Raw genomic sequence first — 24,935 nt, forward strand, 5'->3', positions numbered from 1 at the left:
ACGCCCTGCGCCAGCGGCGCGTGAGCATGCCGCGGCTCCATCGAGCGGAATACGGTTGCGAATTGTTAGCATTGAAATATGATAGTGGCTCTCAGATGGCACAGGCTCTCAACTGCCCATCGCGCCGTCATCCGCCACCCTCACAGCTCAACGTCCGGTCAGGTCCGCCATGCCCACTCTTCGCTTCCCGCGTAAAACCGCACTGCTGCCCGTTTGCCTTGCCGCCAGCTTCGCTGGCTCGCCGCTCATGGCTCAGGAGCAACTCGAAGATCAATCTCAAGGCACTGCCGCCGAGCCGGTCGAACTGCAATCGGTGGAAATCACCGCCAGCGCCGACGCCTCGGCCGATGGCCTGACCCAACCCTATGCCGGCGAACAGGTTGCCCGTGGTGGGCGAGTAGGGATTCTGGGCAATCGCGACTACATGGAAACCCCGTTCACCTCGACGTCCTATACCTCGCAGCTGATTCAGGACCAGCAGGCGCGTAGCGTGTCGGACATCGTGCAGAACGATCCTTCGGTGCGCGTGGCGCGTGGCTTCGGCAACATGCAGGAGCTGTATGTCGTGCGCGGCTTCCCGCTGTATTCCGATGATATTTCCTATAACGGACTCTACGGTCTGCTGCCGCGCCAGTATGTGGCCGCGGAGTTCATCGAGCGCGCGGAGGTATTCCGTGGTGCAAGCGCCTTTCTCAATGGCGCCGCACCGGGTGGTACGGGTCTTGGCGGCGCTATCAACCTGCTGCCCAAGCGTGCACCGAACGAGCCCCTGACTCGCATGACATTTGGCGCCAGTTCCGGCGGTCAGGGCACGGTTGCCGCTGACCTGGGTCGCCGCTTTGGTGAGCAGAACCAGTTTGGCGTTCGCCTCAACGCCGCCAAGCGCGCCGGCGAAACAGGCGTTGAGGACGAGGACCAGACGCTGGACATGTTCGCCTTGGGCTTGGACTACCAAGGTGACCGTCTGCGCTTGTCGGCAGACATCGGCCATCAGTACCACTTCCTCGACAATCCTAGGCCGAGCGTGACGCCAAATGGTGGAATTCCCAGCGCTCCGGATGCCGACGACAACTTTGCACAGCCCTGGACCTATTCGAAAGAGAAGCAGACCTTCGGCACCTTCCGTGCCGAATATGATTTCGCCGACTCGATCACCGGCTGGGCGGCCGCTGGCATACGTGACGGAGAAGAACAGAATCGGCTCTCCAACCCTAGGGCTACCTCCGACGGCTCAACTACGGCGTCGCGGTTCGACAATCACCGCAAAGACCGCGTTTACACAGGTGAGATCGGCATGCGTTTCCGTGTGCAAACCGGAACGGTCTCACATGAGATCGTGACCTCGGCCGCAATGCACGACTTCGAGGAGAAGAATGCCTTCACCTTCTTCGGTCCTGTGATCGGCAATATCCACGACCCGTTCGCTGCGCCGCTACCAACGACGGTGACCTTCCCCGGAGGGGATCTTTCTGATCCAAAACGCACTGAACAGGTCAGCACGCAGAGTCTGGCGATAGCCGACACACTGGGCTTTCTCGATGATCGCCTGCAGGTCACGCTGGGCGCCCGCCGGCAAGGCATCGAAACCAGGAGCTACGCGCCCGTTACAGGCGATCGCATCGATCGTTACGACGCCTATGAAACCACTCCGGTGGCCGGCATCGTTTACCAGCTGAACAACGACCTATCGGTTTATGCCAACTACATTGAGGGGCTGACCAAGGGCGATACCGCAACGGCGACGGCCAATAATCTGCCCGTACTCAATGCCGGAACCTCGCTGGCGCCATATGTCGCAAAACAGACAGAAATCGGTCTTAAATATGATGGCGGCAATCTGGGCGGCAGTATTGCGGTTTTCAGTACCGAGCGACCCTTCGGCATTGTTGAAAATCAGGTGTTTCGCGAGGGCGGCGAGCAACGCAATCGCGGTATAGAGCTGTCGGTTTTCGGCGAACCCGTTTACGGGACGCGCTTGCTGGGGGGACTAACGCTGCTGGATGCCGAACAGAGGAAGACGCTGAACGGCGCAAACGATGGCAACGATGCCATCGGCGTTCCCAAGGTGCAGGCCAACCTCGGCGGCGAATGGGACGTGCCCGGTGTGCAGGGGCTGACGCTTACCAGCTTGGTGATACATACCGGCAAGCAGTACGCCAGCGCCGGCAATGACCTCCGCTTACCATCCTGGACCCGCTTTGATCTCGGCGCCCGTTATCGCATGACCATCGACGACCGCGATGTGACTCTGCGAGCCCGTCTGGACAACGCCACGGGCAGAGATTACTGGGCCTCCGCTGGCGGCTATCCGGGCTCTAACTACCTCGTCCTCGGCGCCCCGCGCACGCTCTCGGTCAGCGCTACGGTCGACTTCTGATGCAGGCAGTCACCCTGCGGCGGTGGGGCTGGGTCCACAAGTGGTCCAGTCTCGTCTCTACGCTGTTCATCCTGATGCTGTGCCTGACCGGCCTGCCGCTGATCTTCTCCCACGAGATCGATCACCTCACCGGCAACGAGATCGAGGCGCCGGCGATGCCCGAGGGCACGCCGCGCGCTGCGGTCGACCGGGTTGCGGCCGAAGCTGTGAAGGCCTATCCGGGCCTCGTGCCGTTGTACTTTTTCGCCGAGGAAGACGCGCCGGACGTCTGGTACGTCAAGCTGGATACCCGCGTCGACACTGATGAAAGCGAATCGACGCTGATCCTCTCCGATGCCCGCACCGCCGAGGTACTCGGCGCGCCGAACTTCGACGAAGGCTTCATGAGCGTGATGTACCGCCTGCACGTGGACCTCTACGCGGGGCTCGCCGGCAAGCTGTTTCTCGGCTTCATGGGCCTGCTGCTGATGGTGGCGATCGTCTCCGGCGTGGTGCTTTACGCGCCCTTCATGCGCAAGCTGCGCTTCGGCGAGGTGCGTCAGGAACGCACTGCACGCACCCGCTGGCTGGATATGCACAACCTGCTCGGCATCGTCACCCTGGTGTGGGCGCTGGCGGTGGGTTTTACCGGGGTGATCAATACCTGGGCGGACCTGATCTTCCAGGCCTGGCAGGCCGAACAGGTCGCCGCACTGCAAGCCGGTGAAACGCGGGTACTGCTGGCCACCGATGCCAGTGATGCGCCTGCCGCTGATGGCTCCTTGCAGACTGCGGTCGATCGCGTGCTGGCTGCAGCGCCGGACATGGCGGTGTCGATGATTGCCTACCCCGGCACACTGCGCGCCACGCCGGAGCACGTCGCGGTGATCCTGCGCGGCGACACGCCGCTGACTTCCCGCCTGACCCAGGCCCTGCTGGTCGATCCGGCCAATGGCGAGGTGCTCGAAGCCGGCGCCCGGCCCTGGTATGTCACCGTGCTGCAGCTCTCGGAACCGTTGCACTTCGGTGACTACGGCGGCCTGCCGCTCAAGTTCCTCTGGGGGCTGCTGGATATCCTCACTATCGTCGTGCTGGGCAGCGGCCTGTACCTGTGGATCAAGCGCGGCACGACGGAGGTACGCTCATGATGCGCATCTGGCTGTGGCCGGTGCTTATCGGCGTGATGTCCACTTTCGGGCTGATCGCCGGGCTGGTCTCCGAAGGCGCGGGCGACTGGCTGAGCTGGCTGGCCCTGGCGGCGCCCGTCGCCATCGGCCTGCATGGCTTGTCACGCAGCGGCGCCCGCCCCCTGGCACGCGGCGGCGACCTTACCCCTGCAGGATCTCGGCGAGCTGGTCGAAGCTGAACGGCTTGGGCAGCGAGCGCGCCGGCAGGTTGCTTTCGATACGCCCTTCACCGGAGACGAATACCAGCCGCAACCATGGCTGGGTTCGCAAGGCCTCGGCAGCGAAGTCGGGGCCTGATCGGCCCGGCAGATTGACGTCCAGCAACAGGTGATCGAAGCGCTGTTCGTGCAGCCCCTGCGCGGCCGCTTCAGCATTCGGATAGCCGCAGGCGCGGTAGCCCAGCTCCTCGACCATCTCGCAGGCCAGCACCAGCAGTTGCGGCTGGTCCTCCACCACCATCACCCACTGCTGCTCGACGGGTTTGTCGTCGCTGTGCTGCGTGCCCAGCAACTGGCGCACCTTGCGCGCCAGGTCTTCCTGCCGATAGGGCTTGCTCAGCAACTCCACGCCAGGATCGAGGCGCCCGCCATGCACGATGGCATTGCGCGTGTAGCCGGAGGTGAACAGCACGGCGATATCCGGCAGCAACACGCGAGCCTGGCGCGCCAGTTCGGTGCTGCTGAGCGGCCCCGGCATGACCACATCGGTGAACAGCAGGTCGATGGAAAGGCCGCTCTGCAGGATGCTCAGGGCGCTCTGCGCATCGTTGGCGCGCAGCACCGAATAGCCGAGGCCGGTGAGCAACTCGATCACCGTGGCCTGCACCGGCAGATCGTCCTCGACCACCAGGATGGTTTCGCTGCCGCCCACCACCGGCCCGACGGTGGATGGCTGCGCCTGTACCTCGGGTTGCTCGGTGCGCGGCAGGTAGAGCTTCACGCTCGTGCCGGCACCCGGTTCGCTGTACAGGCGGATATGCCCGCCGCTCTGCTTGGCGAAGCCGTAGGCCATGCTCAGCCCCAGCCCGGTGCCGTGGCCTTCGGGCTTGGTGGTGAAGAACGGTTCGAAGGCCTGTTCGATAATGTTGGCGGGCATGCCAACGCCTGTGTCCGACACCGCCAGCAACACGTATTGCCCTGGCGCGACGTCGATCTGGGTACCGGTGTAGTGCTCGTCGAGCATGGCGTTGCCCAGCTCCAGGGTGAGCTTGCCCCCATCAGGCATGGCATCGCGGGCATTGATCGCCAGGTTCAGCACCACCTGTTCGAGCTGGTTCGGGTCGACCATCGTCGTCCACAGCCCGCCCGCCACCACGGTTTCGATTTCGATGCGCTCGCCCAACGCCTGGCGCAGCAGCTCATCGAGGTCGCGCAAAAGCCGGCTAAGGTTGGTCGGCTGCGGGCGCAGCGGCTGCCGACGGGCGAAGGCCAGCAGTTGCCGCGCCAGCTTGGCACCGCGCTCGACGGCGGAGCTGGCCGCATCGACCCGCTTCGCCGCGCCACGGTTGGCCTCCACCAGCGGCTGCAGCAACTGCAGATTGCCGGCGATCACCTGCAGCACGTTGTTGAAGTCGTGTGCCACGCCGCCGGTGAGCTTGCCGATGGCCTCGAGCTTCTGCGACTGATACAGCGCCTGTCGGCTGAGTTCCAGCTCGCGGGTGCGCTCCTCGACCAGCTCCTGCAGCTGCTCGCTGGAGCGCTGCAGCGCCTGCTGCGCCAGCACCTGGGCGGTGACATCATGGCCCTGGCAGAAGATGCCGCTGACCTGCTCGTCCTCGCTGAACACCGGCTGGAAAATGAAATTCACATAGTGACGCTCGGCCTTGCCGCCGGCCTGCGGGCGCACGCGCACGGCGATGTCGCGGCCGATATAGGGCCGCCCGGTGACATAGACCTGCTGTAGCAAGTCAGAGAGCGCGCGGCTTTCCAGTTGCGGAAACGCCTTGAGCGCCGGACGCCCGAGCAGCTCGCGGGCGCCGACCAGCTGGTGGAAGGCGCGATTGGCGATCTTCAGCTCGTGCTGCGGCCCTTCGGTGATGGCGATGAAGCCCGGCGCCTGGTCGAAAAGCCGTTGCAGGTGGGCGCGCTCCTCGCTGAGCTGACGACCATGCAGCTCGTTGGCGCGACGCTCCGCGACCAGCGCCGAGACATCGCGCAAGGTCAGTGCCGCGCCCACCACTGCGCCATCCGCAGAACACACGGCGGCGACGACGATCTCCAGCGTTCGCCCGTTAGCCGCGTCTTCATGCTGCAGGGTCAGCGTCGTGTCGCAATCCTGGACCTGCGCCAGGGCCTGGCCCAGCTCGTCGCTCCAGAACGGCAGCCCGCTCGCCGCACGGCGTAGCACCTCGCCACGGCCCAGGCCGAACAGCTCGGCAGCACCGGCGCTCCAGTAGAGCACCGCCCCGGCGCGGTCGAGACCGACGATGGCGTCGCGTGCCGCGTCGATGAAATGATGCAGATAGAGCTCTGCCGTGGGTGACGAACGCTTGCTCAACTGCCCGCCGTCGACCATCGCGTTGGCCTGCGCCAACGTGGTGCGCAGGCGCGCCCGCCGCCGCACGCTGGCCAAGGCCTGATCAAGCTGCGCCAGCGCGCTGGCGCCGAGGGTGACGATCGACCAGTGAGGCCCGAGCAACGGCGCCGGGCCCAGCTCGCGGTGCAGCGAGTCGACGCCCGCCTCATCGCTGAGGAACAGCAACTGGGTGGCCTTCCAGCGACTGCGCAGCTGCCGGGCCTGCGCCACCGGGCGTTGCAGACCGGGCGCCAGCAGCACTAGCGCCGGCTCGTTCTCATCGGGCAGCAACGCGCCTGGATCAAGGCTGCGCACCTGCAGACCGTGGGCTGTCGCCCAGCTGTCGATCTGCTCGCGCAACGCGGCATCGCCTGCCTCCAGCAGCGCGATCTGATCGAGCAGCAGCTCGCTCATAGCAGCGGCAGCCCCAGCAGGCTGCGACCGGTCCAGAGCTTGAGCAGGCCGGTGGTGGGGGTCATCACGTGCGCAGCCCGCGCGTCACGCAGCAGACGGGCGACACGACTGTTCTCGCGATAGGCCGCGCCGCCGCAAAGAGTCATCGCCTCGTTGGCCAAGTGCACTGCGGTCTCCGCCGCATCAGCCTTGCACGCCAGGATGAATGACAACGCCTCGGGGTGGGCGCCATCGCCCCGGCGTGCGGCTTCGCGCACCAGCGCGCGGGTCTTGACCAGCTCGGTCCAGAGTTCGCCATAGCGGATCTGCAGGCTTTCCACATCCCGCAGCGACTCGCCGGAATGGCTGTAATGCCGCGAGCGCAGATGCAGGCTCGCCTCGTCCAGCGCCGCCTGGGCAACGCCCAGATAGGTGCCGGCCATGGCCATGAGGAAGAACGGCGCGACCACCTCGAACACGTACCAGACCTGATCGCCCGGCTCGCCGAGCAGGTTGCGCGCCGGTACCCGGACGCGATCGAGCTGCAGCGGCCGCGAGGAATTGCCGCGCATGCCGAAGCCGGCCCAGGGCTCGAGCCAGTTCATGCCGGCACTGCCCTGGTCGACGATCAGGCAGCTGAAATCCCCCGCCTCGGCGCCCGCCGCGACGGTGGACACGACGTAGGAGTCAGCATGGTCTCCGTTGGTAACGAACTGCTTGGTACCGTCGACCAGGAAATCTTCGCCGTCGGCATCCAGGCGGGTTTCCGGCAGGTAGAAATGCGCGCCGGTGCCCCGCTCGGAGAGCGCCAGCGTGGTGATGTGCTGTCCCGCGGCGATCTCCCGCAGGTAGTGTTCGCGCTGATGCTCGGTGGCCTTGGCCGCGATCACCGCGGTCGCCACGCAATGCATGCCGTAGCACAGCGCCGACGACGGGCAGGCGCGGGCAATGGTTTCGGTAATCACGCACAAGCCCAGCAGCCCCTGCCCCAGGCCGCCCAGTTCGCTCGGCACCTGCAGCCCGAGCAGCCCGGCGTCGCCAAGTGCTCGCAGCGAATGGGCGGGCCAGCGGCAGTCGGCATCAACCTCGGCCGCCAGCGGCGCAATGACGGTTTCAGCCAGATCGGCGGCGACGTTTTGCAATTCGACGAGCTGAACGGGTAGCAAGTGGTCCATGAATCTTCCTGAATTCGCGGGTGGCTGGCGTCCGCCCAGGTGCATATCAGACCCTGACAGTCGGGTATTGTTCGAACAACGTCTTAGGGAGCGTTGGGCGCCCACGGTGGTCATAGTGGCATGACATCAATGACCGCGCGCAAACGCCCCGTACTGCTTCGCCTCGCTCTCGCTCTGCTGATCGGCGCGACGCTGTCTGCCGGCGCGCGAGCCGAGACCGACGACATGCACATCCTGATCGGCAGCTACACGCACGACAGCGACAGCCCGGGCGTTCTGCGCCTGCGCTTCGATCCGGCGAAAGGTCGGATCGACCCGCAACCGCTGCAGACCCTCGCCAGCCACAATCCCTCCTGGCTGGTGCTGGACGAGCAGCGCGGGCGCCTCTATGCCACCAACGAGAACAGCCCAACGCACGCCGACCCGGTCGGTCGTGTCAGCGCTTGGCAACTCGACAGCAGCGGCGAGCACCAGCTGATCGGGCAGAACATCAGCCTGGGCGACGAACCGACCCATGCCAGCCTCAGCCATGACGGGCGCTACCTGTTCATCAGCAATTACGGGGCGCGACCGAACCCGGGCGGCAGCCTGGCGGTGATGCCGCTGGCCGAGGATGGCCGGCCACTGCCGGTCACGCAGCTTCTCGCGCATCAGTCGAGCGGCGTGCACCCCGAGAGGCAGCAGGCGGCGCATGTGCACTCCGCCGTACCGAGCCCGGACGACAAGCGCCTGCTGGTCAGCGATCTGGGCGCCGATCATGTATTCGTCTACCGCTACGACCCGCGCAATGCCGAACGTCCCCTGCAACCCGACGAACCCTCCAGCATCGAGCTGCCAGCGGGCAGCGGCCCGCGCCATCTGGTCTTCCACCCCAATGGCAAGCACGCCTATCTCGCCCTCGAGCTGAGCGCCCAAGTGGCGAGCTTCGACTACACGGACGGCACCCTGATCCGCCGGCAACTGCTGGACCTGAAGGATGCCGCTAGCGAGGTGCGTCATTCACCGGGGGCGATCCACACCTCGGCCGATGGCCGTTTCCTCTATGTCAGCGACCGCGGCGACTACAACCACATCATCGTCTTCGCCATCGACAGCGACGGCGCCCTGCGGGAAATCCAGCGCCGCCCCACTGAAGGCCGCGAACCACGAGAATTTGCCATCGCTCCAGACGGGCGTTTCCTGCTGATCGCCAATCAGCTGAGCGATGACGTGGTGGTGATCGGGCGCGATCCGGACAGCGGAACGCTCGGCGAGACGCTGCAGACCCTGCCGGTCGAGCGCCCGTCGGACATCAAGTTTTTCACCCCTAACTGAGCGAGTCAGGACAACAGGCTGACCACAGCGAACCGGCTGAGATTGGCCTGGGCCACAACGGTCTGGGTGACGGCGGCGTAGCTGGACGGGCTGCGCTGCATCAGATTGAACACCGAATGCGAAAAGTCCTTCGCCCACTGCTGCTCGTCGACATCGGCCTGTTGCGCCAGAAATTCACGAATCTCGCGTTGGCGCTGGCCGAGCTGCTCGCGCAGCGCGCCGACCTTTTCCAGCCCCGCAACCACGGTATCGAGCATGCGCCGCAGTTCGCGCAGCGAGTCGAGCGCCGGGTCGTCGGGAAGGCGTAGCAGCTGCTCTTCATGGCTCTGCACACGCTGGAACCTGCCTTTGCCGAAGAGCTTGTCCTCGCCCTGCACCGCCAGCTGATCCTTGAGCTGCAGCCAGTCGCTCTCCCGTGCGGAAAACCTGAGCCGGCCGCTGTCATCCAGTTCGGCCCGGATTCCGGCCTGGCCGAGGCTGCTGTTGAAGCGACGCAGAATCTGCTCGTCGCTCATGTCATCGTCCAGCACCACGGCCACCGGCTCAGCCAGCTGGCGACCGCCACTGAACAGCAGGGTTTCGCGGCCAGACTGGCGGATCGCTTCCAGCGAATCCAGCCCCTGCAGGCTGAAGCGACTGCGCACCGGCTCGCTGAGCCGCAGCTTCAACGTGGCATCCAGGGAGTTGACCGAGCGCTGGCCGCGCTCACGCAGCAGTTGCTCGACTTCCTGCATGGCATGACGGATCGCGTCCGGCCCGCTGTTCGGGGTTGGCGAACTGATCTCCCGACTCAAGGCGAGCTTGAGCTGCGAAAGGCGGCCCTGCAGGTCGTTCAGGTAGCTTTCAGCCGACTGCATCGAGGACAGCTGCTGGTTGAGCTGCAGGCTGAAGCTGGTGCTCTTCTTGTTGACGGCCTCGGCATGTGCGGTGTCGCCGGGCACAGGCGCACGCGGCGGGCTCACCGCATCCGGCAACAAGGCCTGGCGGCGTTCCTGCGGACCGATTGCGGAAACAGCGGGGAGCTGCTTACCAATCTTCATTCACGCTACCTCGGTCAGAGCATGCCGAACAGCGACAGCCCGTTGATCTTCAAATAGGTCTTCTGCGTCGCCTGCAAGGACAGCTGATAGTTGTTCAGGTCGATGCTGGCGGTGGCGTAATCGAGTTGCGACAGCTCGCCTTCGATCTTCTGGTTCACCAGCGAAACGTCCTCGTTGCTGCTCGACAGCAGCGTCAGCGTGTTCTGCCGTCCGCCCAGTTCGGAGACCGCGCCCAGCAATTCGCCGTGGGTCGCATCGAGACTGTTCAGGGTCGCGGTGATGCTCGCGTGTACGGCCGGATCGTTGGCATCGAGAGCCGGATCAGAGAGCGCCGTCACCAGGGCATTGAGATCGTTGAGCATGCCCACGCCACCGCCGAACACCTGCGCCGCGGTGACGTTTTCCTCGACCAGCACGCCATTGGCGACTGCCGCCTGGCGATGCTGATCGTTGCCAGTCAGCTGGTAGGTCTGGGTAGCGGCATCGAAGGTGATCGCCGGACGGTCGCTGAGAGTGCCGGAAAACAGGTAGCGCCCTTCTTCGTCACGCACGTTGGCGAAGCTGAGAATGGTCTTTTCCAGGTTGCCCAGCTCGTTGGCGATTGCCGCCAGATCCTCGCTGGTGTTGCTGCCGTTGGCGGCCCAGAGCAGCAAGTCGCGCACGCTGAGCATGGTGTCGGACGCGGCTTTGAGGTTGGCCTCCTGCTTGGACAGGTTGCCCGAGACGTTGGCGATGTTGGTGCGGTACTGGGTCAGGGTGGCTTCTTCGCGCTGGATACGCAGCACGCGCACGGCGGAAATCGGGTCATCGGAGGGCAGCAACATGCGCTCGCCGGTGGCCATCTGCTGCATCAACTTGCCGAGCTTCTCGGAGCTGGCGTTCAGCGAGCCGTGCATGGTGGCGGTGATCTGGGCGTTGGAGATGCGCATGGTGTCTTTCTCTTCAGTCGAATCGGCAGGTGCCGACTCAGAACATCGCCAGTACGGCGTTGAACAGATCGTTGGAGGTGCTGATGACCTTCATGTTGGCCTGGTAGGCCTGCTCGTAGGCCATCAGGTTGACCGCTTCCTCGTCCAGGTTGACCGCGCTGACGCTGTCGCGCTGGGCCTGGGCTTGTTCGGCAACGGTGGTTGCCGCACCGAGATCAGCCTGGTTCTGTCGACTGGCACTGGCGACGCGGCCAACCAGGCCAGCGTAGGCATCGTTGAGTGGTACGGTGTTGCCGGCGACCGCGACGCCGGCCGACTTCAGCTCGAGCATCTGCAGCAGGACCTTGTTATTACCCACCTCGCCCGCCGTCGACGAGAACGCCAGATCCGAGGCGCCCAGTGCGTTCACCGCCAGCATGCCGCTGGTGCTGCCGGCGTTGTAGCTGAACAGCGCTTGGCCTGGATTGCCATTGAGGTCGAAGCCACCGGCCAGCGTGTCGTTGACCAAGGTTGCGACGGCGGCCGCCATGTCATGCAGGTCCTGCTGAGCCGGGCGCAACGCGCCATACTCCATGTCGTAGAGGCCACCGAGTGCGCCGCCGAGGCCCTGTGGGTTGAGCGGAAAGGTGGTCTTGGCGAAGACCAGTGTCATCTCCTGCTCACCGGCAACGTTTTCACTGATCTTCAACTGTCCGGCGGTGGCGCCGGCCACCAGTGGCTGTCCATTGGCCAGCGACACACTGAGGGTGCCGTCCGGCGCTTCCTGCACGCGGATGCCGGCGTACTGACTGAGGTCCTTGACCAGGTTTTCGCGGGTGTCGCGCAGGGTCGCGGTGTCGCGCCCGGCCGATTCCATCTCGCGGATCTTGGCATTGAGCTCAGCGATATTGCCGGACAGCCCGTTGATCTCGCTGGTCATTGCGACCCGCTGGCCCTGCAGGGCATTGAGCTGCGTACCGATGTTGCTGTTCAGCCCATTGAAGCGCTGCGCCAGCTGCTTGGCCTCGCCAATGATCTGCTGGCGCAGGGCAATGGATTCGGGCGTAGAGCTGGCTTCGCTGAGGGCGGCGAAGAAGTTGTCCAGGCCGACGCTGACGCTCGAGCCTTCGCTGTCGATCAGGCCTTCGAGCGCGGTCAGATACTGCTGGCTGGTGCTGAAGTACTGCTTGTCCGTTGTCGCGCGCCAGAGCTGCTGGTTCTGGAAATCGTTGGACAGCCGACGAATGGAGCTGACCTCGACGCCGCCCCCGATGCTGACCGACGTCTGCCCGCCAAGCGAGTGCAGCTCCGGCGTCAGACGGCTGAAGCCCGGTGTGTTGACGTTGGCGATGTTCTGCCCGGTCGCCGTGAGGGCGATCTGCGAGGCGCGAACGCCGCTATAGCCAATTTGACCCAAAATACTCACAACAGGACTTCCTTCGGCTCGATCCGGATCGGTTGTGCGAACGCCACGGATAGATGGCTACGCGCTGCGACGGGTGGTTGCTTATCGGTAAAGGCGACGGGATCGAGCCCGGAATTAAATGCCGCTGTAGCGGCAGCTGGCGCCTGCGACTGGACCGGCGTTACCGGCTGAAGCGCAGCCTGATCCGGCCTGGGCGCCGGTGCGGCAGCCTGTAGATCGTTGAGGATATTGCGCGTGTAGTTGCGCGTTTCCGCATAAGGAATCTTCTGCACCCAGGCGCCGGTACCGATTTCCCCCTTGCGTGGGTCGCCATGGCTTTTCAGCCATTCGTCCACCTTCCCCGGGCCGGCGTTGTAGGCTGCCAGCGCCAGGGCCTGGTGGCCGTCATAACGGTCGAGCATCTTGTTCAGGTAGGCGCTGCCGAGGCGTTTGTTGTACTCGGCATCAGTGGTCAGACGCGCTTCGCTGAACGGCAGCCCCAGTTCGGCTGCCATGTCACGCGCGGTGCCGGGCATCAACTGCATCAGGCCACGCGCGCCCTTGGGCGATACCGCTGCAATATTGCCGCTGGATTCGTGCTTGATGACGCTCTCGACCAGCGACTTGAACCCCGCCTTGCCGCTTTCCCAGGCATTGTCCAGCGCATCCACACCGCGCTGCCAGGTGCCACGCAGCGCGTGCAAGCCACCACCCTGCAAACCGCTGCCAGCGTGGCCGACTAGGGCGGTCGGCGCGCTGCCGGCTTCACCACTTAGCTGCTGAACCAGCATGTCGGCGATGCCGGTCTGACGCTTGCCGGCCAGGGTGTCGGCGAGCACTTCGTCATAGAAGTCGCGCATGGTGTCCAGCTCGCGGCTGCGCATGGGGTTGCCAGCGCCGAGCACGTCGCCGGCCTTGCGCATCTGCTTGAGGATCTGTTGCAGGAACATCGCCTCGAACTGTTCGGCGACGACTTCCAGCTGCTGGCGCCGCGCCGCGGTCGGGCCGTCGGCGCGGTTGCGCATGGAAGCGAGGTGTTGCGGAAGGGATACGATGCTCATGCGCCAAAACCTATTCAGAATCTGCTGCGGGTCCGACCTGCCGCCGAGCGGCCGATTACCGGGCCCTTGTTACATCACGATCAGTTCAGCGTTGAGCGCGCCAGCACGCTCCAGCGACTGCAGGATGCTCATCACGTCGTCAGGCGTGGCGCCGAGACTGTTGATGGTGTTGATGATGCTTTCCAGGCTCGCGCCTTCCGGCCACTTGAACATTGCTTTGCGGTCCTGCTCGATGGCGACGTCCGACTGCGGCGTGACAACGGTTTCGCCACCCGCAAAGGCATTCGGCTGGCTGACCTGCGGCCGCTCGCTGATGGTGACGGTCAGGCTGCCATGGGCAACCGCTGCCGCTTTCACCCGCACACCCTGACCTACCACCACCGTACCGGTGCGGCTGTTGAACACCACTTTTGGCCGGCTGCGTCCTTCTTCCACTTCCAAACGTTCGAGCATGGCCATGAAGCTCATCCGCTGGGTGCTGGTAACCGGCGCGCGGATCGACACCTTGGTGGCGTTGAGTGCGGTGGCGGTGCCCGGGCCAAAGTAGGCGTCAACGGCGTCGACGACACGGGTGACTGTCTGGAAGCTCGGCTGACGGACGTTGAGCATCACTTCGGCGCGTTCGGTGAAGTCGCTCGGGATCATCCGCTCGACCGTTGCACCATTGGGAATGAGGCCGCTGTTGGATGTATTGATCGCGACCTTGGAGCCGCTGGCACCTTCGGCGTTGACGCCGCCGACGATCACCGCGCCCTGGGCCAGCGCATAGATTTCGCCGTCGACACCCTGCAGCGGGGTCATCAGCAGCTGGCCGCCGCGCAGGCTCTTGGCGTCGCCCAACGAGGAAACCGTGACATCAACGGTCTGGCCTGCGCTGTAGGACGGCGGCACCGTGGCGGTGATGGTCACCGCAGCGACGTTCTTCAGCTTCGGGTCGACGTTCGGCGGCAGATTCACGCCGAACTGCTTGATCATGTTCGTCACCGATTGGCTGGTGAACTTGACCTGGTTCTTGTCGCCGGTGCCGTCGAGGCCCACGACCAGGCCGTAGCCGATCAGCTGGTTGCCACGAATGCCCTCGACATCCACCAGGTCCATCAGCGGCACGGCCTGAGCCGGTAGTTGCCACAGCGCGACGGCGGCGAGAAACAGCTTGAGGGATCGCATCGGGCTAGTCATTCCAAGGGCCATCACTTAAAGAGGGAACAGCGGCGAGGCAAAGAAGCGCGTCAGCCAGCCGGCCGAATTGCTGTCGTTGAGCACACCACGACCCGCGTAAGAAATCTTCGCGTTGGCCACGCTCTGCGAGGACACCTGGTTGTAGCGGTTGATGTCATCGATGCGCACCAGCCCGGTCAGGCGAATGTATTCATCGCCCTGGTTCAGGCGCAGGGCCTTTTCGCCCTTGATCTGCAAGGTGCCGTTGGGCAACACGCGATGCACGCTGACGGCAATGGAGCCGCGCAGGGTGTTCTGCTGCGAGCTCTTGGCCGAGCCCTTGAACTCGCGTTCGCCGGAGGCTGAGGTTTCAACGTCCGGGTAGGTCTTGCCGAGAATGGTCGGCACGCCGATGCCTACGCTCGATTCCTTGCCGAAGCTGGTGCCGGCGCTCTTGCTCGACTGGGTGGATTCGTCCAGCACGACGGTGAGGATGTCGCCGACCCGTACCGCGCGCTTGTCGCTGATCAGCGAGCCGCTGTAACCGGAGCGAAACAGACCGCCACCGGTGGTCGGCGGCAGGCTGTAGTCCAGCTCCAGCGGCTCGTACTCGGTCGATGGCTCTTCCGGCAGCATCTCGTTGAAGCTGGCGCAGCCGGTTAACAGGGCCAGTGCGACGAGCAGAATGGGCGTACGCATCATCGTTCTCAGACGGTCTGGTTGAGGAACTGCTGCATGCCGCTGGCGGCATCGAGCACCTTGGCGTTGGCCTCGTAAGCACGCTGGATGGCGATCATCGCCACCATGGCCTCGACCACCTGCACGTTGGAGCCTTCGAGCACGCCCTGCTTGAGCTGGCCGAGACCCTCTTCGCCCGGCACGCCTTCGACGGCTTCACCGCTGGCAACGCTTTCGCGATAGAGGTTGCCGCCCAGCGCTTCCAGGCCACCTGGGTTGGTGAAGTTGACCAGGGTGATCTGGCCCAGCTCCGAGGGCAGGGTGTCGCCCGGCAGCACCACCGTGACGATGCCGTCCGCGCCGACGGTGAAGCCGGTGCTGCCTTGCGGTACTTCGATGGCTGGCGTCAGCGGCAGGCCCTGTGCGTTGACCATCACGCCTTCGGCGTTGAGCTGGAATTGGCCATTCTCGGTGTAGAGGATGTCGCCATTGGGCGACTCGACCTGGAAGAAGCCGCGGCCGACGATCGCCAGATCCATCGGCTGGCCGGTGGTCTGGATGCTGCCTTCGGTGAACACCTTCTGGGTGCCAGCGACGCGCACGCCGCTGCCCAGCTGAATGCCGGACGGCACGGTGTTGATCTCATCCGCCTGCGCGCCCGGCTGCTTTTCGATGCTGTAGAACAGGTCTTCGAAGACGGCGCGATCAGCCTTGAAGCCATTGGTGTTGACGTTGGCCAGGTTGTTGGCAACGGTCGCCATGGCGGTGTCTTGTGCAGCCAGGCCGGTCTTGCTGACCCAAAGTGCGGAATTCATGCGTTATCTCCCGATCAGCTGCCGCGGATCATTCGGTTGCCGGCGTCGGAAAGGTCCTCGGCGGCTTTCATCATCTTTACCTGGGTTTCGAACAGGCGATTGAGGCTCATGGTCGAGGCCAGCTCGTCGATGGCCGAGACGTTGCTCGACTCCAGAAAGCCGCTGGCCAGGCGCACGTCTTCGCTCGGCGCGGCGGGCTCGCCGTTGCGGGTGACCAGCAGGCCGGCTTCGTTCTTCATAAGGTCCGCAGCCGCGACGTCGACAAGGCGGATGCGGTCCACTTCGGCCATCATCCAGTCGCCCGGTGCCATGATTGACACGGTGCCGTCGTTGCCGATCTCGACACGATCATGCTCGGGCAGCTCGATCGGCCCGCCCTCGCCCATGACAGCGCGACCGTTGAGGGTCAGGCGTCCTTCGGCATCGATCTGCATGCTGCCCTGGCGGGTATAGGCCTCGCCGTCGCCATCCTGCAGGACGATCAGCCCGGTGCCCTTGACCGCGAAATCCAGCTCGCGGCCGGTAGCCATCAGCGGCCCGGCAGCCAGGCTCACGCCGTTGTTCTCGACCACCGCCATATGCCGGCTGTCGTAGCCGTAGCCTTCCACCGCTACCGCCTGAGCGCGTTCGAGGTCGGCACGAAAGCCCGGTGTGTTGACGTTGGCGAGGTTGTTGGAGCGCACCTGCAGCGACATCATCGTGCGGCTGGCAGCGGTCATCGCCGTGTATCCCAAACGATCCATGGATCAGCCTCAGAGCGCGTTGAACAGGACCTGGGTCAGTTCTTTGTTGGTGGAGATCACCTGGGTGTTGGCCTGGTAGTTGCGCTGGCCTTCCATCAGGCCCACCAGCTGCTGGGTGAGGTCCACGTTGGAGCTTTCCAGCGCGCCGCTGGCCAGGTTGCCGTACTGGCCGACGCCCGGAGCACCTAGCATGGCCGCGCCAGAGGCGGCGGTTTCGGTCCAGGCGGTGCCGCTGATGTTCTTCAGGCCTTCAGCGTTGACGAAGTTGGCCAGCACGACCTGGCCCTGGAGCAGGCGCTCACCGTTGGAGTAGCTGGCGTAGACCTTGCCGTCCTTCTCAACGCTCATGCCGGTCTGCTCACCGGCCGAATAGCCGGTGGCGCGGTTGCTGGTGACACTGAACTCGGAGCCGTACTGGCTGGTGCCGCTGTAGTCGAGCTGAATGGCCAGCGGATCGACGCCGCCGGTCAGAGCGGCGTTCAGCGGGACCTTGCCAATGGGCGCGGCCAGCGTGCCGGCGCCGTCAAAGGTCAGCGGTTGCGGGCCAGCGATGGCGGTACCGTCGACGTAATAGTGAGCGTTCCAGCTGTTGTCCGCCGTTTTGGCGAAGTACTGCGTCAGGGTATGTTCCTTGCCCTGGGAGTCGTACAGCTTGGTGGTGTAGGTGGAGTTGTAGCTGTCGGCAACCAGCGGATCGAAAGCGACCGCTGGGACTTCCTGATTGGCGTCGAGGTTGGCGACGAAGCTCAGCGCGTCGGTGGCCTTGGCAGGTAGACCGCCGGCTTTCATCTGCAGGTCGCTGACCACGCCGGTCTGCAGGTTGCCGGTGGCATCAGCCGGATAACCTTGCAGGCGTTGGCCGAGGCTGTTGGTCAGGTAGCTGTCCTTGTCCGTGCCGAACACGCCGGCACGGGTGTAGGCCACGTCGCCATTGCTCGCGCGGGTGACGAAGAAGCCGCCGCCGGAGATCGCAAGGTCGAGGTTGCGGTTGGTGGTCGTCAGCGCGCCGCCCTGGCTGATGCTCTGGCTGGTGCCGGTGACTTCAACGCCCATGGCCTGGCTCTCGGCATAGAGGCTGCCGAAGTTGGTCCGCGAAGACTTGAAGCCGACGGTGCCGGAGTTGGCGATGTTGTTGCCGATGGTGTTGAGTTGTTCGTTGACGGCGGAGAGGCCGGTCAGGGCGATGTTGAAGCTCATTGGCTGATCTCGATATGTAAAAGGAAAAGAAAACTGGCGAGCCCTGAGGCTCAGCCGCCGAGCAGCCCGGCATCGGCCTGGGCGAATTCAAGGATGTTGTAGAAAGGCACCGAACCGACGCCATTGACCTGAAGCACCGGACCTTCAGCGCTGACGCGCACATTGGAGACCTGACCGGCAACTTCCACCTGCGGGAACTCGCCGTTTTCCGATTCGATGCTGACGCTGTATTTGCCATCGCGAAGGCCGTGCTTGGCCGGATCGATAACGAAGGGCACCTTGCCGGCTGACTGCGCGCCCAGCTCTATGCGGGTCTGGGTGCCGTTGGAGTCGGTCAGCAGCACGGCGGTACGGGTCGAGGCATGGCTCAGATCGAAGCCACCACTGACGGCCTGCCCACTGAGATCCAGCGACTCGACCGCCACACTCACCTGCTGGCCGACCAGGCCGGCGGCGGTGAGGGTCTGCAGGTTGTCAGTCAGCACCAGATTGTTCTGCGCCAGGGTCGCCAGGTTTTCCATGCTCTTGACCTGGGACATCGCCGAGAACTGATTGAGGAACTCGGTGCTGTCGACCGGCTTGGTCGGATCCTGGTACTTGATCTGCGCGACCATCAGGCTGATGAAGTTGTTCTCCATCTGCGTGGAATCGCTGACGTTCACCGCCTGCTTGGGCAACTCGTTGGCGGCGGTGCCGGCAAGACCGCTGCCCTGCAAATTATTGTTCACCGCCATCAGGATTCTCCCAGCCGCAGCAGGCTCTGCTGCATGCTTTTCACGCGATTTAGCACCTCGACGCCGGTCTCGAAGCTGCGGGTGGCCGACATCATGTCGGTCATTTCCTCGATCTCGTTGATGTCGGGGTAGTAGACGTAGCCTTCGCCGTCCGCCAGGGGATTACCCGGCTCGTAGCGGCGCTTGGGCTCAGCACCAGAGGTCACCACGTCGAGCACCTGCACATGGGCGCCGCCCAGGCCGACGCCGCGGGTCAGCGAGTTGTTCTCGTACACAGCGGCGAACATCGGCTTGCGCGCCTGGTAGACGTCGGCGGCGTTGTTGGCTGCCGAGTCGGTGTTGGCCAGGTTGCTCGCCACGGTGTTGAGGCGCACGGTCTGGGCATTCATCGCCGAGCCGGCGATGCGGTAGATGGAATCGAATGACATGGCTTAACGGCCCTCGATGGCTTGCTTCAAGCCACGAAATTTCATCGTGACGAAGGTCAGGCTGGTCTGGAAATCCATGGAGTTGCGCGAGAACTGCGCCTGCTCGGTCGACAGCTCGACGGTATTGCCGTCCTGCGAAGCCTGGCCCGGTACGCGGAACAGCAGCTGCGGGTCAGTGCCTCCCAGGGTCATGCGTGGCGGGATGCTGCTGTCTAGTCGCTGCATCTCCTTGCTGAAATCGATGTCCCGCGCTTGGAAGCCCGGGGTGTCTTCGTTGGCCAGGTTCGCCGCCAGAATCTCGCTGCGCTGCATGCGCAAACCGAGGGCCCGCTCGTGGACGCCCAGGGCGTCATCAATCCGTATACTCATTCACCGATACCCTTTGCAGCCTGGGCGGGCTTGAACAACGCCCGCAGCTTGGTAAGGGAGTGATTGCAGAAAGCATGCCGGACCGACATAACAAGGTAAACATTTGATTTATATAGATAAAAGAGAGCGGCTTCAGGCTGAAACCGAGCCTTCTTTTCCGCATCGGCGAAGCCTTATCGCGGAAAGCGGAAAAGCCGCTTCCGCCTGTCGCCTCTTCACCTTCCTACTGCTGTCCTTCGCCCCCCTGGCGCATGCAGATGCCACTGCTCAAATCAGGCAGGCCATCGAGACGCACCTCAGCCGTATGCTCGAAGGGCAGGCAGCGCGCCAGGGTTGGCAGGGGGTGCAGCTGCGCCACGACATCAACCTGCCAGCCAGCGCGAGCAACCTGGCCGAATGCGCGGGCACGCTGCTGGTCCAGGCCACCGGCGATGCGCCTTCGGCTATGGAACGACAGCAACTGCGGGTCAGCTGTGCCGACGGCTGGACACTCAGCGCCACCGGTCAGGCTCACGTGTTCCTTCCAGTGGTACACGCTGCAGGCATCATCGACCGCGGCCAGACCCTTACCAGCAACGATCTGAAACTGCAGCGCATCAATATCGCCAAGGCCCGGCGCGGCTACTACAACCATCTCGACGAGCTGGTCGGCCTCGCCGCCAAACGCCGTATTCGCGCGGGCCAGACCATCACCCCTGCCCTGCTCGAGCAGGCCATGGCCGTCCGGCGTGGCGAACCGGTAAAGATGATTGCCAATAATGACGGCATCGAAGCTTCCGCCTCCGGCGAAGCGCTAGCCGATGGCCAGCCCGGAGATGTCATCCGCGTGCGCAACACACGCAGCGGCAAGGTGATCGATGCGAAAGTGGTGGAAGCGGGGGTCGTTACCAGCACCTTCTGATCATTTTCCGACGGAGTGGCTGGCTGATCGCGATGCGAAGCGAGGTGCGGTCGCCTCAATTGTTGCGCTTCAAAGAAGCTCTAAATTTTTTGACGCCAGGATTTAATCCTTCGCCGAGTGCTGTCGCCTTACCCTTTCAGCAGGCAGTCAAGCCAGCTCCTAACAGCCCAATCGCACGAAGGATGATCACCATGGCTCTGTCCATTCACACCAACTACTCCGCACTGGTTACCAACACCGCGCTGAACAAGTCGAACAACGCCCTGGCCACCAACCAGCAGCGTCTAGGTACCGGCCTGCGCATCAACTCCGCTTCCGACGATGCCGCCGGCCTGCAGATCGCTACTCGCCTGAATGCCCAGAGCCGTGGCATGGGTGTTGCTTCACGTAACGCGCAGGACGCAATCTCGATGATGCAAACAGCGGAAGGAGCATTAAGCGAATTTTCCGATATCGTCCTTCGAATGAAAGATCTCGCCACCCAAGGGGCGAACGGCACCAATGGCGCTGACGAATACACTGCTCTGGATGGGGAATTCCAAGCCCTCGCCGAAGAGTTGACCAACATCATCAATAACACCAGCTACGGATCCGGCACAACTTTGCTAGATGCTGCTGGTAAGTTTGGTGCTGGCGCAGTCACCTTCCAAATCGGAGCGTCTGACGCAGAGACAATGGATGTCGACGTAAGTACAGAGCTAGGAGCAATCGCTACGGCTATTGGTACCCCTGGCGCGATTACCAGTCAGGCGACTGCTAGCACGGCCATTGGCACAATGGACGATTTGCTAGCTGATGTAGGTGCTGCACGCGCTGGCTTTGGCGCGAACATCAATCGTCTGAACCACACTATTAATAACCTGGCGAACATGAAGGACAACACCGAGATGGCCAAGGGCCGGATCATGGATGCCGATTTCGCCATGGAAAGCGCCAACATGAGCAAGAACTCCATGCTCATGCAGTCGGGCATCTCCATGCTCAAGCAAGCCGGTCAGATGCCAGGTATGGTCATGGGCCTGCTGGGCTGATGATTGTCGGCGGGCCCGCGCTAGCCTACCCGCTGCTCTGCTACAAATGAAAAACGCCCCGACTGGTTCGGGGCGTTTTTTTTGCGTGTTAAACAAGCGCTGACCGCCCATCCGACCAATGGTCAGGCACCGCCACCAACCGCCCCCTTCCCTCCACCAATCCAGCAAAGGCGCACCCTGCGCGGTCTCCGAACTGACTAACAAGTCGAGCAAACACTAAGGCGATGTCATATAGCCATCACGCATGACAGCTATAAGTCTGATTAGTTCCCTTGTAAGTTCAAAAAAACGGCGCCAATATACTGCCAACCAGTTCACGACAAACCCTTGTCCCCGATCACATAAACTTCTGTTCGCTTTTCAGGGCACCATGATTTCATCTCTGACCACCAAGGCCACCGATGGCACTGCATGTCCGCTTCTGAAGTGCGGACGGGACGGCCGCGTGGCGCGCTTCGACCATTCGCTCTACCAGCTCATGCTGATCACCGGTGACGACGCGGAAAAGGTCGATCTCGGCTTCTCCGGCAGCCGAGTATTGGAACGACTGCTGCAAACACCAGGGGAAGTGGTTTCGCGCGAGGAGCTGCTACGCCATGCCTGGGAGAACCGCGTAGTCGGCCAGGGTAGCCTGAACCAACAGATCTATACCCTACGCCAGGTGCTGTCCGACAGTTCCAGCCAGATCATCCAGACCCTGCCGCGGCGGGGTTACCTGTTCAATCCGAACCACCTGCTCGAAGCCAGCGAGGCAGAGCCGGCACCGCCGAGCACTGGCACCGTGCAAACACGTGAAATTACGGAGCCGACGGCGGCAGCGCTGCAGGCGTCGCCCTGGTTCGCACCGACCGTGCTCGGTACCGCCATGGCGCTGCTGCTGGCGGTGGTCGCCCTGGGCTATCGCTTCATGCATGCGCCCAAGGGCTCGCTGACCCACGCCTATTCCATCGGCCAGCTGGAAGTGCTCTACGTGGAGAAAAGCCAGCACATGCTCGAACGCATGATGCAGGAGACCCGTTTGCTTGTTTCAAGCATCGCCGGCCTGAATAGCCACCCGAGTCGGCTGATCGTCAATATGTCACCCGGCTTCTACGAGCTGCGCTGTCTGCGCAAGGACGGCCAGGTGAACTGGCTGAAAGTCCACCGCAGCCAGGTGAACAGCATTTCGAACGAAACACTGCAAGGATGTCTGCGATGACTGTGCATTCCGAAAGCGGCGCCGCAAGCAAGCGCTTGCTACGAGTAATGGTACCGACGGCCATGGCACTCTGGGCGCTGGTCGCCATGGGCACCACCAGCTACAGCGCCAGCCTGGATGGCCGCTATGCCTCCACAGGCCAAATCCTGCTCAGCAATGGGGAGTTGGCGCCAGTCAGTCAGAGCGTGGTATTCCGCGACGGCCGCTTCTACTCGATGACGCGAAATAGCAATGCTATCGTCGAAGCGTCTGGCCGGGTGGAAACAGATCTTCTTGGCCGTGCTCGGCTGATCGTCGAGGAAGGCGAGATCACTAGCCTGATAGCCACCAGCGAGCTCGACGACGAACTGGTGTTCAATCTGCTCTATGGCAAACACAAGGGAGCGCGGATCACCCTCGAACAGGTAGGAACCTGCCTCTACGGAGTCGAAACCCAGCAGGTTTACTGCGCCGACCATCTGGTGGCGCAGCGCTGAGCAGACGCACCGACTGACCGTTCGGTCCAGCCGCGTCGAATCAATCAGCTTCCCGCACCGACCTCGCCGCTGTACTGCGCACCGCTCTCGGAAAAGCGCACCTTGCCGTAGCTGTCGCCGAACAGTTCCTTGTACAGCGCTTCGGCCGAATCGGTCAGCAGCAGGATTTCCACGCGCCGGTTGGCACCGTCCTCCGGCGCGTCCGGGCGCAGCGGCATAACATCCGCCTGAGCCGTCACCTGCAGCACCGAGCCTCCCGGCAGACCAGCATCCACCAACACATTGCGCGCCCGCAGGGCGCGGTCGCCGGACAGGTTCCAGTTGTTGTACCCCGACTGCAGCCGGTAGGGCGTGGCGTCGGTATGCCCGCTGATGATCAGCTTGTTCTCGACCTTGCTCAGCACGCCGGCAAGAACCCCGAGCAACCGAGCGAAGTGCGGATTGAGCACGGCGCTGCCGCGTTGGAACATGAAACGCTGCTGGTCATCCTTGATCAGGATGCGCAGGCCCTGGGGCACCACGTCCACCTCCAGATTCGCCAGCGCGTCGACTTGCCCGGCGACCTCCTGCATCAGCGTCGCAAGCGCCTGTAGTTCGGCGGACGAAGCGTAGCGGCGGGTGCCGTCTGCAGGCGTTTCACCGGCATCGGACGAACGCTCATCACGCTGCCGCTCCGGCTCGCTCGGTGCCGGCCGGATCGGCATACCATCCAGCTCCAGCGGTGAGGTACTGGTGCCATCGAAGATGCCGGCGCCGCCATCGACCAGCGGATTGCTCTCCATTTCACCGTAGGACGGATTGGACATTTCCATCTGCGGCTGGATGATCCACAGCACCATGAACAACGCCATCATCGCCAGGGTGAAGTCGGCAAAGGCCACCTTCCAGGCACCGCCATGCTCATCCTCGTGGCCCTTCTTGCTACGGCGTTTGATGATGATTTCGTGCTCGCCGCCAGCGCCGCCCTTGCCCCTGCTTCTCATGCGGCGTCCCTTTCTTCCTCATACTGGGTGACCCATTTTTCCAGCTGGCGGAAAGCGGGTTTGACGTCCTGTTCGATCAGCTTGCGGCCGGCGTCCACCGCCAGCAGCGTAGGCTTGCCGGCGACATGGGCAACGAGCGTGGTGCGTACGCATTCCAGCGCCGACAGCTCGGTCTTGATGCGCTGGCTCATGGCGTTGGAGAGCGGCTCCATCAGGCAGTAGCAGAAGAAGATGCCGAGGAAGGTGCCTACCAGCGCCGCGGCCACATGGGCGCCGATTTCAGCGACGCTGCCGCCAATGCTGCCCATGGTGATGATGATCCCCATGATCGCCGCGAGAATGCCGAAACCCGGCATCGCCTCGCCGATCTTGTGCAGCGAACGCGCCGGCTGCAGCAGGGCGTGCTCCATGGCTTCGAGCTCCTGCTCGAGGAAGCCCTCCAGTTCGTGCGCGGTGATCTTGCCCATCGCCATCAGACGGAAGTTGTCGGCGATGAAGGCCATCAGGTTCTTTTCCTGAAGGATCAGCGGATAGCGCACGAACAGGTCGCTCTGCTCCGGCTCTTCGATGTGCGAGTCGAGTACCTTGAGGCCGCCGACATCGACCATTTCCAGCAGCTCGTAGAGCAGCATCAGCAACTGGCGCTGAAACTCCTCGCCGCGGCGCTGATAGGCGAACACGCCCTTGATCTGATGCAGCATCTCGATCAGCACTTCCTTGGGATTGCCAACCACCAGGCTGCCAAGTGCGGCGCCAAGAATGATCACGACCTCCGCCGGTTGCCAGAGCATGCGCATGTTGCCGTTGGCCATGGCGTAGCCGCCCAGCACACAACCGATGATGATGAACGCACCTAATACTTTCTGCATGA

24 protein-coding genes are annotated in these 24,935 nt (G+C 63.5%); 8 read left to right on the forward strand and 16 right to left on the reverse strand.

All coding sequences use genetic code 11. The annotated features are described in order from the left end of the window. Positions 1–169 precede the first annotated feature (169 nt). Genes LLJ08_RS19745 through LLJ08_RS19755 form a run of 3 tightly spaced genes read left to right on the forward strand, consistent with a single transcriptional unit; the run spans position 170 to position 3,722 of the window. A complete protein-coding gene (locus LLJ08_RS19745; RefSeq protein WP_228207767.1) occupies positions 170–2,377 on the forward strand; it encodes a TonB-dependent receptor in 2,208 nt (735 codons plus the stop codon). Beyond that, positions 2,377–3,504 carry a PepSY-associated TM helix domain-containing protein gene (locus tag LLJ08_RS19750; protein WP_041015417.1) on the forward strand — a complete coding sequence of 376 codons (1,128 nt, stop codon included), beginning with the start codon at positions 2,377–2,379 and terminating at the stop codon, positions 3,502–3,504. The genes LLJ08_RS19745 and LLJ08_RS19750 overlap by 1 nt, the downstream gene beginning before the upstream one ends. Next, positions 3,501–3,722 carry a hypothetical protein gene (locus tag LLJ08_RS19755; protein ID WP_041015418.1) on the forward strand — a complete coding sequence of 74 codons (222 nt, stop codon included), beginning with the start codon at positions 3,501–3,503 and terminating at the stop codon, positions 3,720–3,722. Before LLJ08_RS19750 ends, LLJ08_RS19755 begins: the two co-directional genes overlap by 4 nt. Here the strand turns inward: LLJ08_RS19755 and LLJ08_RS19760 are convergent. Continuing rightward, the gene (locus LLJ08_RS19760; RefSeq protein WP_228207768.1) at positions 3,685–6,471 is read right to left on the reverse strand and encodes a response regulator; all 2,787 of its coding nucleotides are present in this window, start codon (positions 6,469–6,471) and stop codon (positions 3,685–3,687) included. The two genes, LLJ08_RS19755 and LLJ08_RS19760, sit on opposite strands and share 38 nt — an antisense overlap. After that, entirely contained in the window at positions 6,468–7,625 is a 1,158-nt protein-coding gene (locus LLJ08_RS19765; protein ID WP_228207769.1) for an acyl-CoA dehydrogenase family protein, read from the reverse strand. The genes LLJ08_RS19760 and LLJ08_RS19765 overlap by 4 nt, the downstream gene beginning before the upstream one ends. A 129-nt stretch (positions 7,626–7,754) precedes the next feature. Here LLJ08_RS19765 and LLJ08_RS19770 point away from each other — a divergent pair, with 129 nt between their 5' ends. Further along, positions 7,755–8,939: a lactonase family protein gene (locus LLJ08_RS19770; RefSeq protein WP_228208965.1), complete on the forward strand. Its 1,185-nt coding sequence runs from the start codon at positions 7,755–7,757 to the stop codon at positions 8,937–8,939. A 5-nt stretch (positions 8,940–8,944) separates the two neighbouring features. Here LLJ08_RS19770 and LLJ08_RS19775 read toward each other — a convergent pair whose 3' ends face one another. The 12 genes from LLJ08_RS19775 to flgB all read right to left on the reverse strand — a co-directional run bounded on the left by LLJ08_RS19775 (position 8,945) and on the right by flgB (position 19,475). After that, positions 8,945–9,979, reverse strand: coding sequence for a hypothetical protein (locus LLJ08_RS19775; RefSeq protein ID WP_228207770.1), 1,035 nt, complete (start codon positions 9,977–9,979; stop codon positions 8,945–8,947). Positions 9,980–9,993: 14 nt separating this feature from the next. Further along, on the reverse strand, positions 9,994–10,908 hold the full coding sequence (flgL, locus tag LLJ08_RS19780; protein WP_179485179.1) for a flagellar hook-associated protein FlgL: 915 nt from the start codon (positions 10,906–10,908) through the stop codon (positions 9,994–9,996). Positions 10,909–10,945: 37 nt separating this feature from the next. Then, a complete protein-coding gene (gene flgK / locus LLJ08_RS19785; protein WP_228207771.1) occupies positions 10,946–12,313 on the reverse strand; it encodes a flagellar hook-associated protein FlgK in 1,368 nt (455 codons plus the stop codon). Then, on the reverse strand, positions 12,310–13,353 hold the full coding sequence (locus tag LLJ08_RS19790; RefSeq protein ID WP_228207772.1) for a lytic transglycosylase domain-containing protein: 1,044 nt from the start codon (positions 13,351–13,353) through the stop codon (positions 12,310–12,312). Before LLJ08_RS19790 ends, flgK begins: the two co-directional genes overlap by 4 nt. Before the next feature lie 69 nt (positions 13,354–13,422). Further along, positions 13,423–14,520 (reverse strand): flagellar basal body P-ring protein FlgI, encoded by a 1,098-nt coding sequence (locus LLJ08_RS19795; protein ID WP_179485182.1) that lies wholly within the window; start codon positions 14,518–14,520, stop codon positions 13,423–13,425. A 27-nt stretch (positions 14,521–14,547) separates the two neighbouring features. Beyond that, positions 14,548–15,213: a flagellar basal body L-ring protein FlgH gene (gene flgH, locus LLJ08_RS19800; protein ID WP_228207773.1), complete on the reverse strand. Its 666-nt coding sequence runs from the start codon at positions 15,211–15,213 to the stop codon at positions 14,548–14,550. Between the two features lie 5 nt (positions 15,214–15,218). After that, positions 15,219–16,004, reverse strand: a complete 786-nt coding sequence (gene flgG, locus LLJ08_RS19805; RefSeq protein WP_228207774.1) for a flagellar basal-body rod protein FlgG — start codon at positions 16,002–16,004, stop codon at positions 15,219–15,221. A 14-nt stretch (positions 16,005–16,018) separates the two neighbouring features. Further along, the gene (gene flgF / locus LLJ08_RS19810) at positions 16,019–16,747 is read right to left on the reverse strand and encodes a flagellar basal-body rod protein FlgF (RefSeq protein WP_019340570.1); all 729 of its coding nucleotides are present in this window, start codon (positions 16,745–16,747) and stop codon (positions 16,019–16,021) included. A gap of 9 nt (positions 16,748–16,756) precedes the next feature. Continuing rightward, positions 16,757–17,944, reverse strand: coding sequence for a flagellar hook protein FlgE (gene flgE / locus LLJ08_RS19815; RefSeq protein WP_228207775.1), 1,188 nt, complete (start codon positions 17,942–17,944; stop codon positions 16,757–16,759). A gap of 50 nt (positions 17,945–17,994) precedes the next feature. Beyond that, a complete protein-coding gene (locus tag LLJ08_RS19820) occupies positions 17,995–18,681 on the reverse strand; it encodes a flagellar hook capping FlgD N-terminal domain-containing protein (protein ID WP_228208966.1) in 687 nt (228 codons plus the stop codon). After that, a complete protein-coding gene (gene flgC, locus LLJ08_RS19825; RefSeq protein ID WP_019340573.1) occupies positions 18,678–19,106 on the reverse strand; it encodes a flagellar basal body rod protein FlgC in 429 nt (142 codons plus the stop codon). Before flgC ends, LLJ08_RS19820 begins: the two co-directional genes overlap by 4 nt. A 3-nt stretch (positions 19,107–19,109) precedes the next feature. Further along, on the reverse strand, positions 19,110–19,475 hold the full coding sequence (gene flgB / locus LLJ08_RS19830; protein WP_228207776.1) for a flagellar basal body rod protein FlgB: 366 nt from the start codon (positions 19,473–19,475) through the stop codon (positions 19,110–19,112). A 304-nt stretch (positions 19,476–19,779) separates the two neighbouring features. On the opposite strand from flgB, the gene flgA reads away from it, so the two are divergent. The 4 genes from flgA to LLJ08_RS19850 all read left to right on the forward strand — a co-directional run bounded on the left by flgA (position 19,780) and on the right by LLJ08_RS19850 (position 23,081). Further along, positions 19,780–20,376: a flagellar basal body P-ring formation chaperone FlgA gene (gene flgA, locus LLJ08_RS19835; protein WP_228207777.1), complete on the forward strand. Its 597-nt coding sequence runs from the start codon at positions 19,780–19,782 to the stop codon at positions 20,374–20,376. 191 nt (positions 20,377–20,567) lie between these two features. Further along, entirely contained in the window at positions 20,568–21,407 is an 840-nt protein-coding gene (lafA, locus tag LLJ08_RS19840) for a lateral flagellin LafA (protein ID WP_228207778.1), read from the forward strand. Between the two features lie 370 nt (positions 21,408–21,777). Then, entirely contained in the window at positions 21,778–22,605 is an 828-nt protein-coding gene (locus LLJ08_RS19845; RefSeq protein WP_228207779.1) for a winged helix-turn-helix domain-containing protein, read from the forward strand. After that, positions 22,602–23,081 carry a hypothetical protein gene (locus LLJ08_RS19850; RefSeq protein ID WP_228207780.1) on the forward strand — a complete coding sequence of 160 codons (480 nt, stop codon included), beginning with the start codon at positions 22,602–22,604 and terminating at the stop codon, positions 23,079–23,081. Before LLJ08_RS19845 ends, LLJ08_RS19850 begins: the two co-directional genes overlap by 4 nt. A 44-nt stretch (positions 23,082–23,125) precedes the next feature. On the opposite strand, the gene LLJ08_RS19855 is transcribed toward LLJ08_RS19850, so the two are convergent. Together LLJ08_RS19855 and motA are read right to left on the reverse strand one after the other, a co-directional pair. Then, entirely contained in the window at positions 23,126–24,064 is a 939-nt protein-coding gene (locus LLJ08_RS19855) for an OmpA family protein (protein ID WP_228207781.1), read from the reverse strand. Continuing rightward, entirely contained in the window at positions 24,061–24,933 is an 873-nt protein-coding gene (motA, locus tag LLJ08_RS19860; protein ID WP_042922221.1) for a flagellar motor stator protein MotA, read from the reverse strand. The genes LLJ08_RS19855 and motA overlap by 4 nt, the downstream gene beginning before the upstream one ends. Positions 24,934–24,935 lie beyond the last annotated feature (2 nt).

The organism is Stutzerimonas chloritidismutans (genome assembly GCF_020783375.1).
Classification (GTDB): domain Bacteria; phylum Pseudomonadota; class Gammaproteobacteria; order Pseudomonadales; family Pseudomonadaceae; genus Stutzerimonas; species Stutzerimonas kunmingensis.